The sequence below is a fragment of the Variovorax sp. P4_D9 genome, assembly GCF_056401695.1.
On the sequence record NZ_JBFUIU010000329.1, the window covers coordinates 1 to 9,682 of the forward strand.

8 protein-coding genes are annotated in these 9,682 nt (G+C 69.8%); all 8 read left to right on the top strand.

Annotation, left to right across the window (positions count from 1 at the left end; all coding sequences use genetic code 11):
- The first annotated feature begins 93 nt into the window (after positions 1 to 93).
- The 8 genes from AC1DY5_RS29320 to otsA all read left to right on the top strand — a co-directional run bounded on the left by AC1DY5_RS29320 (position 94) and on the right by otsA (position 9,496).
- The gene (locus AC1DY5_RS29320; protein WP_478117147.1) at positions 94 to 2,115 is read left to right on the top strand and encodes a lytic transglycosylase domain-containing protein; all 2,022 of its coding nucleotides are present in this window, start codon (positions 94 to 96) and stop codon (positions 2,113 to 2,115) included.
- An 8-nt stretch (positions 2,116 to 2,123) separates the two neighbouring features.
- A complete protein-coding gene (locus tag AC1DY5_RS29325; RefSeq protein ID WP_478117149.1) occupies positions 2,124 to 2,756 on the top strand; it encodes a mechanosensitive ion channel domain-containing protein in 633 nt (210 codons plus the stop codon).
- Between the two features lie 81 nt (positions 2,757 to 2,837).
- A complete protein-coding gene (locus AC1DY5_RS29330; RefSeq protein WP_478117151.1) occupies positions 2,838 to 3,359 on the top strand; it encodes an MgtC/SapB family protein in 522 nt (173 codons plus the stop codon).
- A gap of 85 nt (positions 3,360 to 3,444) precedes the next feature.
- Positions 3,445 to 4,128 carry a glutathione S-transferase family protein gene (locus tag AC1DY5_RS29335; RefSeq protein WP_478117153.1) on the top strand — a complete coding sequence of 228 codons (684 nt, stop codon included), beginning with the start codon at positions 3,445 to 3,447 and terminating at the stop codon, positions 4,126 to 4,128.
- A 28-nt stretch (positions 4,129 to 4,156) separates the two neighbouring features.
- Complete coding sequence (locus AC1DY5_RS29340; protein WP_478117155.1) at positions 4,157 to 5,428, top strand: multifunctional CCA addition/repair protein; 1,272 nt, start codon at positions 4,157 to 4,159, stop codon at positions 5,426 to 5,428.
- 56 nt (positions 5,429 to 5,484) lie between these two features.
- A complete protein-coding gene (gene otsB, locus AC1DY5_RS29345; RefSeq protein WP_478117157.1) occupies positions 5,485 to 6,252 on the top strand; it encodes a trehalose-phosphatase in 768 nt (255 codons plus the stop codon).
- Positions 6,249 to 8,114 (top strand): glycoside hydrolase family 15 protein, encoded by a 1,866-nt coding sequence (locus AC1DY5_RS29350; RefSeq protein ID WP_478117159.1) that lies wholly within the window; start codon positions 6,249 to 6,251, stop codon positions 8,112 to 8,114. Before otsB ends, AC1DY5_RS29350 begins: the two co-directional genes overlap by 4 nt.
- Entirely contained in the window at positions 8,111 to 9,496 is a 1,386-nt protein-coding gene (otsA, locus tag AC1DY5_RS29355) for an alpha,alpha-trehalose-phosphate synthase (UDP-forming) (protein WP_478117161.1), read from the top strand. Before AC1DY5_RS29350 ends, otsA begins: the two co-directional genes overlap by 4 nt.
- Positions 9,497 to 9,682: the final 186 nt, after the last annotated feature.

Below are 9,682 nucleotides of genomic sequence, written 5' to 3' on the forward strand. Positions count from 1 at the left end.
GCGCTGCTCGATCAGCGCCGCACGCAGTTGTCCCTTGAGAAAAGTGGCCGTTTCCGAGGTGTCGGCACCCTTTGACTTGTCCATAATCCCCCGATGCAGTTCGCAAGCATTTTGGCATCCGCACGGCGCCTCCCCCGCGCCTCTTTCTCCACCCTCTATCTTTTGCTCGTCCTGGCCGCCACCGCGGCACTCCAGCCGGCCCGCGCGCAAAGCGGCAGCGACGATGTCCTGCTGCAGATGAAACAGGCTTCCCAGCGCGGCGACAAAGCCAGGCTGGCGGCGCTGCTGCCTCAGGCGCGAGGCCATGCGCTGGAACCCTGGGCCGCCTATTGGGAGCTGCGGGCGCGGCTCGGGGAGGCCAGCCCCCAGGAAGTGCAGGATTTCCTGGCCCGCTATGCCGGCACCTACCAGGAGGACCGCATGCGCAACGACTGGCTGCTGCTGGYCGGCCAGCGCCGCGACTGGGACAGCTTCGGCGCGCTGCACCCCGAGTTCCGCATGAACGACGATGCCCAGGTCCGCTGCTATGCGATCCTGGTCGAGACGCTGCGCTCGGCCAGCGCCACCGAGGCCCAGGCCGACGAGGTGCGGCGCAACTGGTTCGCCCAGCGCGAACTCGACGACGGCTGCCTGACCGCCGCCGACCGCATGATTGGCGCCCGCCTGATGTCGCCCAACGACGCCTGGAGGAAGGCGCGGCTGGCGATCGAGGCCAACCGCCCGCAGGCGGCCCGCTCCGCCGTGACGCTGGTGGCGCCCGATGCCATCGGCCTGTTCGACGAGATGAACGCCAATCCGGCCAAGTTCCTGGCCGGCCGCGTCACCGCGGTCGTCAAGTCGCGCCGCGAACTGGTGGTGCTGGCCCTGATCAAGATCACCGTGGCCGACCCGGCCGTGGCCGCATCCCTGCTCGAGGGCAAATGGGACACCACGTTGTCGAACGAGGAGCGTAACTGGCTCTGGGGCGCCATCGGCCGACAGTTCGCCACCAAGCTCTCGCCGCTGGCCAACGGCTATTTCGCCAACGTCACCAAGCTCGGCGACCTGACGGACGACATGCTGGCCTGGAAGGCCCGCGCGGCGCTGCGCACCCGCAGCTGGAAGGACGTCCAGACCGCCATCGACGCCATGAGCGAGAGCCAGCAGCAAGACCCGACCTGGGTCTACTGGAAGGCCCGCGCCCAGCTCGCCGGCGGCGGCGAGGCGCGCCGCGAACAGGCCCGCATCCTGCTCGAGAGCATCGCCGGGACCCGGGGCTTCTACGAGCTGCTGGCGCTCGAGGAACTGGGCCAGCGCGCTGCCGTGCCGACCCGGCCGGCGCCGCTCACGCCGGAAGAAAAGGCCGCCGCGCGCAGCAACCCGGCGCTCAACCGCGCGCTGTACGCGATCGCGATCGGGCTGCGCCCCGAAGGCACGCGCGAGTGGAACTACGCTACCAACCTACACGACAAGGGCGGCATGGGCGACCGCGAGCTGCTGGCCGCCGCCGACCTGGCCTGCCAGCGCGAGGTCTGGGACCGCTGCATCAACACCAGCGAGCGCACCAAGGGCGTGATCGACGTCGAGCAGCGCTTCCCGATGCCCTTCCACGACACGGTGCTGCGCAAGAGCCAGGAGATCGGCCTCGACCCGGCCTACGTCTACGGCCTGATCCGCCAGGAAAGCCGCTTCATCATGGACGCCCGCTCGGGCGTCGGCGCTTCCGGCCTGATGCAGGTGATGCCGGCCACCGCGCGCTGGACCGCCAAGAAGATCGGCCTGGGCGACTTCACGCCGGGCCAGCTCAACGAGCGCGAGACCAACATCACGATCGGCACCAACTACCTGAAGCTCGCGCTCGACGATTTCGACGGCTCGATGGCTCTGGCCGCGGCGGCCTACAACGCCGGTCCCGGCCGGCCGCGCAGCTGGCGCAACGGCCCAATCATGGAGGCCGCGATCTGGGCCGAGAACGTGCCCTTCAACGAGACCCGCGACTACGTCAAGAAGGTGCTCGCGAACACCACCAACTACGCCGCCGTGATCAGCGGACAGCCGCAGTCGCTCAAGTCGCGCCTGGGCAACGTGGGCCCGCGCAGCGCCGCCGAGCCCGAGCCCAACAAAGACCTGCCCTGAGGTCGGGAGTGAACCGAACCCTGCAGAGCCTGCGTGCCCAGCTGCCCGGCTGGGCCGTCGAATGGCTCGAAATCACCCTCCCCGTGGCGCAGGTGGCGCTGATCCTGCTGGCCGCCTGGCTGATGTACCGCTTGGCGCGCCGGCTGATCCTGCGCGTGACCACGGGCTACGCACTGCCCGGCAACGTGGCCCTGATCACGCGCCGCACGGCCGGCTTCCTGATCTATGGCGGCGCCCTGCTGTGGGGCCTCGAGCGGCTCGGCGTTTCAGGGGGCGTGCTGTGGACCGCCTTCACGAGCTTTGCCGCCGTCGGCGCGGTGGCCTTCTTCGCCGCCTGGAGCGTGCTGTCGAACATATTCTGCGCGCTGCTGATCTTCACCACGCGCATGTTCTGGCCCGGCGACACGGTCGAGGTGCTGGAGAACGGCGAGAAGCCGGGCCTCAAGGGCCGCGTTCTGGACATCAACCTGGTCTTCACCACGCTGGAGGAAAGCGGCAGCGCGCAGCAGGGCACGACGCTGAAGATTCCCAACAGCATGTTCTTCCAGCGCGCCGTGCGCCGCTGGCACGGCAGCGCCCCCACGCTGCCGCGGACGGTCGACCTAACGCCGCTGCGCGCTTCCGACCTCCCGCCCGGCTGAGCGGCGGAATGTGCCGCCGTCCTACAGGCGGGGGCGCGGCCCCGGGGCGACACTTCGGCCTCCGTCATTTCACGCCGCGCCATGGCCACATCCGTGTGGGCCGCGACCACCGAGGTGCTCGCCGCCGAGTTCTCCGACGTTCCCGACCTTCCGCAAGTGCTGCGCATCCTGGTGCGACTGCTGCTCGCCGCCGTGCTGGGTTTCCTGCTGGGCTTCGAGCGCGAGCACCAGGGCAAGGCCGCCGGCGTGCGCACCCACATGCTGGTGGCGATCGGCTCGGCCTTGTTCGTGCTCGTGCCGCAGCAGGCCGGCATCGGGCCGGCCGACATGAGCCGCGTGATCCAGGGCCTGGTGGCCGGCGTGGGCTTCCTCTGCGCCGGCACGATTCTCAAGCAGGGCCGGGACGAGCACAACGTGCAGGGCCTGACCACCGCGGCCGGCCTCTGGATGACCGCCGCCATCGGCATGGCCTGCGGGCTGGGCCGCGAGGTGACCGCAGTGCTCAGCGCCCTGCTGGCGCTGGCCGTGCTGGCGCTGGTGCCACGGCTGGTGGCGCTGATCGAGCGGGTGGCCGGCCCGGCGGACGAGACGCCCAGGCGCTGATCATCAATTCCGGTTCGCAACGTCATCAATCGCGGCGCGCGACGCCGCTAGCATCGAAGGCTTTGCAACCCTTCGGAGGACCGCCATGACCCAGCTCTACATCGGCAACAAGAACTACTCGTCCTGGTCGATGCGGCCCTGGGTGCTGATGAAGCAGGCCGGCATCCCCTTCGAGGAAGTGAAGATGCGCTTCGACTCCTTCGATGCCGGCTCGCAGTTCAAGAACGCCATCACCGCCCTCAACCCGGTCGCCAAGGTGCCGGTGCTGGTCGACGGCGACCTGGTGGTCTGGGACACCCTGGCGATCGCCGAATACCTGGCCGAGACCCATCCCGAGAAAAGGCTGTGGCCGCAGTCCGTGGCCCACCGCGCCCGCGCGCGCAGCATCTGCGCCGAGATGCACTCGGGCTTCGGCGGTCTGCGCGGCCATTGCGGCATGAACATCGAGGCCTCGCTGCCCGAGGTCGGCGCCCGGCTGCTGCGCGAGCAGCCGGAGGTCCGGAGCGACCTGGACCGCATCGTGCAGATGTGGGGCGACCTCCTGGCGCAGCACGGCGGGCCGATGCTGTTCGGCGATTTCACGATCGCGGACGCCTACTTCGCGCCGGTGGGCACGCGCATCAAGACCTACGGGCTGCCGGTACCGGCCGCCCTCACGGCCTACATCGAGCGCGTGCAGTCGCTGCCCGGCGTCAAGGCTTGGATCGACGATGCACTGGCCGAAAAGGACTTCCTGCCCTTCGAGGAGCCGTACCGCAGCGCCCGCTGAGCCCGCCTGCTGCGCCTAGACTCGCGGCATGCGAACCTATCTCGTCGGCGGCGCGATCCGCGACACCTTGCTCGGCCGGCCCGGCAGCGACCACGACTGGGTGGTGGTCGGCGCTACGCCCGAGCAGATGGCGGCGCGCGGCTACCTGCCCGTGGGCCGCGACTTCCCGGTCTTCCTGCATCCCGAGACGCGCGAGGAGTACGCGCTGGCCCRCACCGAGCGCAAGAGCGCGCCGGGCTACCGCGGCTTCGTGGTCCACGCGGCACCCGACGTCACGCTCGAGCAGGACCTGGCGCGGCGCGACCTGACGATCAACGCGATCGCGCTGCCAGCCGAGCGCATCGCGGCCGCCGACCGGCTCGAGCTCGATCCGGCCGACCTAATCGATCCCTTCCATGGCCAGCGCGACCTGCAACACAAGCAGTTGCGGCACGTGACCGACGCCTTTCGCGAGGACCCGGTCCGCATCCTGCGCGTCGCCCGCTTCGCGGCCCGCTTCGCCGATTTCCGGGTAGCGCCGGAAACTATGGCACTGATGGGCGAGATGGTCGAGGGCGGCGAGGTCGATGCGCTGGTGCCCGAGCGGGTCTGGCAGGAACTTGCGCGCGGCCTGATGGAAGCCCGGCCCTCGCGCATGTTCGAACTGCTGCGTGCCTGCGGCGCACTGGCGGTGCTGCTACCCGAGGTCGATCGCCTGTGGGGCGTGCCGCAGCCCGAGGTCCACCATCCGGAGGTCGACACCGGCGTGCACCTGATGATGGTGCTCGACATGGCGGCCAGGCTCTCGGCGCCGCTGGGCGTGCGCTTCGCCTGCCTGGTGCACGACCTCGGCAAGGGCAGCACGCCGGCCGACGCGCTGCCGCGCCACATCGGCCACGAGCAGCGCAGTGCAAAGCTTCTGCGCGGGGTGTGCGAGCGCTGGCGGGTGCCGGTCGAGGTCCGCGAGCTGGCCGACGTGGTGGCGCGCGAGCACGGCAACATCCACCGCAGCGGCGATCTCGGCGCCACCGCGATGGTCCGGCTGCTCGAGCGCTGCGACGCCTTCCGCAAGCCCGAGCGCTTCGACGACGTTCTGCTGGCCTGCGAATGCGATGCGCGCGGGCGTCTGGGCCTCGAGGAGGCACCCTATCCGCAGCGCCTCCGCCTGCTCGCGGCCCTGGCGGCGGCGCGTGCGGTCGCGACCGAGCCGATCGCGCGCGACGCCCAGGCGGCCGGCGCCACCGGTCCGAAGATCGGCGAGGCGATCGCCCGGGCGCGGGTCGCGGCAGTCGCGGCGACACTGCCCGACCCTGCTGCCTGATTGGCGAACTTGGCCGACGCGCCCGGGGGGCGCGAGTCTGCTATGGTTTTCCCTCCATGCAGAAGCCCCCCCGACTCAACCCCGACGCGGCCCTCTTCCTCGATTTCGACGGCACCCTGGTGGATCTCGCCGAGACGCCCGAGGCGATCCACGTGCCCCCGGCGATGGTGGGGCTGCTCACCGACCTTCGCGACCTCCTGGGCGGCGCGCTGGCAGTCGTCTCCGGCCGCCAGATCGACGTGCTCGATCGCTTCCTGGCGCCCCTGCGCCTGCCGGCCGCGGGCGAGCACGGCGTCCAGCGCCGCGCTGCCGACGGCCGGATGCAGGAGCAGCGCGCCCCCGATCTCACGCGGGTCCTCGATGCCGCCAACGAACTCGCCCGCGTGCACGAGGGCCTGCTGGTGGAACGCAAGCACGCCGCCATCGCGCTGCACTACCGGCTCGCACCGCAGCTCGAGGCGGTCTGCCGCGACGCCATGGCACGCATCATCTTCGACCAGCCGCAGTTGGAACTGATGCACGGCAAGTTCGTTTTCGAAGTCAAGCCCGCAGGCATCCACAAGGGCGTCGCGATCGCCGCCTTCATGCAGGAGGCCCCTTTCGCCGGGCGGACGCCGGTGTTCGCCGGGGACGACACCACCGACGAGAACGGCTTCGCCGTGGTGCAGCCGATCGGCGGCATCGCAATCAAGGTCGGCTCGGGCCCCAGCCAGGCGCTGCACCGGCTCGATTCGCCACGCGCGGTGTTCGAATGGCTGATCGCGGCACGGGACCTGCTGGCATCGCCCCGCCAGACAAACACCCCGCGGAGGACCGACGAATGACCCCCACCCGCGCCGAGGCGGCCGCCGAAGATCACGCCGGCGTTTCACTCGCGATCCCGCACGGCGGCTTCGCGCCGCCGGCGCCGGCCTCGCTCGACGTCGGCGTGATCGGCAATTGCGCCTACAGCGCGCTGGTCGACGCCCGCGGCCGGGTGGTCTGGTGCTGCCTGCCGCGCTTCGACGGCGACCCGGTCTTCAACGCCCTGCTCGATCCGGGCGCGGACGCCAGCGCATGGGCCATCGAGATCGAGGACTTCGCGTCCTCGAAGCAGTGGTACGAGCCGAACACCGCGGTGCTGCGCACCCAGCTCTTCGACAGCGCCGGCCAGGGCATCGAGATCACCGACCTGGCGCCGCGCTTCCACAGCCGCTCGCGCTATTTCCGGCCGCTCACGATGGTGCGCCGGGTCAAGCCGATCAAGGGCACGCCGCGAATCCGCGTCTCCCTGGCGCCGCACTTCCAGTGGGGCGCGACGGCGCCGACCATCACGCGCGGCAGCAACCACATCCGCTATGTCGGCCCCGACTTCACGCTGCGGCTGAACACCGATGCCTCGGTCTCGCACATCCTCTCGCGGCAGCCCTTCGTTCTCTCGCGCGAGCACAACTTCGTGCTCGGCGCCGACGAGACCCTGACCGACGGCATCGCCGACACGGCGCGCCACTTTGAGCAGGAGACCATCGCCTACTGGCGCACCTGGAGCAAGCGGCTGGCGATCCCGTTCGAATACCAGGAGGCGGTGATCCGCGCCGCGATCACCCTCAAGCTCTCGCTCTACGAGGACACCGGCGCGATCGTCGCGGCGATGACCACCAGCATCCCCGAGGCGCCGGGCAGCCAGCGCAACTGGGACTACCGCTACTGCTGGCTGCGCGATGCCTTCTTCGTGGTGCGCGCGCTCAACAGCCTGTCGGAAGTCGGCACCATGGAGGACTACCTGCGCTGGCTGTCCAACGTGGTCATCGGCTCGCACGGCGAGCACATCCAGCCCCTCTACGGCATCGGACTCGAGCGCGAGCTGCCGGAGTCCTTCGTCGAGGGGCTCGGCGGCTACCGCGGCATGGGCCCGGTGCGCGTCGGCAACCAGGCGCAGGAGCATTTCCAGCACGACGTGTACGGCAACATCGTGTTGGGCGCGGCCCAATCCTTCCATGACCACCGGCTGCTGAGCCGGGCCGGCGTCAACGAATTTCCGTACCTCGAAGCAGTCGGCGAGCAGGCGATACGCGTCTATGGGACGCCCGACGCGGGCATGTGGGAGCTGCGCACGCGGGCCCGCGTGCACACCAGCTCGGCGCTGATGAGCTGGGCCGCCTGCGACCGGCTGACGAAGATCGCGCGCACGCTGGGCCTGCCCGAGCGCGCGGCCTATTGGCACGGGCATTCGTCGCGGATGCGCGAGGAGATCCTCACCCGCTCGTGGTGCGAGGAGCGCCAGGCCTTCGCCGAGAGCTTCGGCGGCCACGAGCTCGACGCCAGCGTGCTGCTGATGGTCGAGGTCGGACTCATCGACGCCCGCGATCCGCGCTTCGTCTCGACCGTCGAAGCGATGGAGAAGTCGCTCTGCGACGGGCCCTACATGCGCCGCTACGAGGCCGCCGACGACTTCGGCAAGCCGGAGACCGCCTTCAACATCTGCACCTTCTGGCGCATCGACGCGCTGGCCAAGATCGGCCGCAAGGCCGAGGCGCGGCAGATCTTCGAGACCATGCTGGCGGCGCGCAATCCGCTCGGGCTGCTGTCCGAGGACACCCACCCGGTGACCGGCGAGATGTGGGGCAACTTCCCGCAGACCTATTCGATGGTCGGGATCATCAACGCGGCGGTGAGGCTGTCGGCGCCTTGGGATTCGTGCATATGAGTCGGCTTGTCGTCGTTTCGAACCGGGTCGCGGATCCGCGCAAGCCGGCCGCCGGCGGCCTCGCAGTGGCGCTCGGCGAAAGCCTGCACCAAAGCGGCGGCCTGTGGTTCGGCTGGAGCGGCGCGATCGTCGAGGACGGCCCAACCGGCGAGGGCGAGCTGCATCGGCAGCAGGCCGGCAAGGTGACGCTGGCCACCATCGACCTGAGCCGCGAGGACCACGACAGCTACTACCTGGGCTACAGCAACGACGTGCTGTGGCCGGTGTTCCACAACCGGCTCGACCTGGCGCACTTCGACGCCGGCTTCATCGGCGGCTACCGGCGCGTGAACCAGCTGTTCGCGCGCAAGCTGCTGCCGCTCTTGACGAACGACGACATCATCTGGGTGCACGACTACCACCTGATCCCGCTGGCGGCCGAGTTGCGCGCGATGGGCTGCAGGCAGCGCATCGGCTTCTTCCTGCACATCCCGCTGCCGCCGCAGATCATCATCGCGGCGATCCCGCAGCACGAGTGGCTGATGCGCTCGCTGTTCGCCTACGACCTGATCGGCTTCCAGGCCGAGCAGGACGTGCAGCACTTCGAGCACTATGTGAAGAACGAAGCCCACGGCGAGATCCTCGAGAACCACATGTACCGCGCCTACGGGCAGAAGGTGCGCTGCAACGCTTTCCCGATCGGCATCGATGTCGACGAGTTCGCGGCCCTCACGCACGCCAAGGAATCGCGTGACATGTACGAGACCATGAAGCGCGAATACTCGAGCCGGCGCCTCTTGCTGGGAATCGACCGGCTCGACTACTCGAAGGGGATCCCGCAGCGCGTGCGCTCGTTCCGCGAGCTGCTGGCCAACTACCCCGAGAACCGCCGCAGCGCCACGCTGATCCAGATCGCCTCGCCGACGCGCGAGACGGTCGATGCCTACGCCGATATCCGGCGCGAGCTCGAATCGCTGTGCGGCGCGATCAACGGCGACTTCGGCGAGCTCGACTGGATGCCGGTGCGCTACATCCATCGCATGGTGGCCCGCAAGCGCGTGCCCGGCCTGTGCCGGGCCGCTGCGGTCGGCCTGGTGACGCCGCTGCGCGACGGCATGAACCTGGTGGCCAAGGAATACATCGCGGCGCAGGACCCGGCCGACCCGGGCGTGCTGGTGCTGTCGCGCTTCGCCGGCGCCGCCGAGCAGCTCAAGGAAGCGCTGCTGGTGAACCCCTACGACACGCACGGCACGGCCGAGACCGTGCAGCAGGCCCTGCAGATGCCGCTCGACGAGCGCCGCGAGCGGCACCAGAAGCTGCTGTCGCGCATCCGCGAGCAGGATGTGCACTGGTGGCGGAACGGCTTTCTGACCGCGCTGCAGGAAGCGGCGAGCGAACGCTAGGGGGTCGGTTCAACCGGTCAACAGCTGCACCAGCCGCGCCACGCGCGAAGCGGCCTCCGGCCTCCTGGCCGCGGCCATCGCAACGGCGCCCACCCGGGCGGGCGACAGCGCCGTCACCTCGATCCAGCCGCCGCGCTCGAAGACATGGATCTCGCCCTCTTCGAGCCGCGTCCTGGCGCTGAAGAC

Excerpts from the sequence above, each read along its gene's own strand:
- AC1DY5_RS29335 (WP_478117153.1), top strand. The coding sequence starts at position 3,445 with ATGACCCAGCTCTACATCGGCAACAAGAACTACTCGTCCTGGTCGATG.
- AC1DY5_RS29350 (WP_478117159.1), top strand. The coding sequence starts at position 6,249 with ATGACCCCCACCCGCGCCGAGGCGGCCGCCGAAGATCACGCCGGCGTT.
- otsA (WP_478117161.1), top strand. The coding sequence starts at position 8,111 with ATGAGTCGGCTTGTCGTCGTTTCGAACCGGGTCGCGGATCCGCGCAAG.
- AC1DY5_RS29330 (WP_478117151.1), top strand. The coding sequence starts at position 2,838 with ATGGCCACATCCGTGTGGGCCGCGACCACCGAGGTGCTCGCCGCCGAG.
- otsB (WP_478117157.1), top strand. The coding sequence starts at position 5,485 with ATGCAGAAGCCCCCCCGACTCAACCCCGACGCGGCCCTCTTCCTCGAT.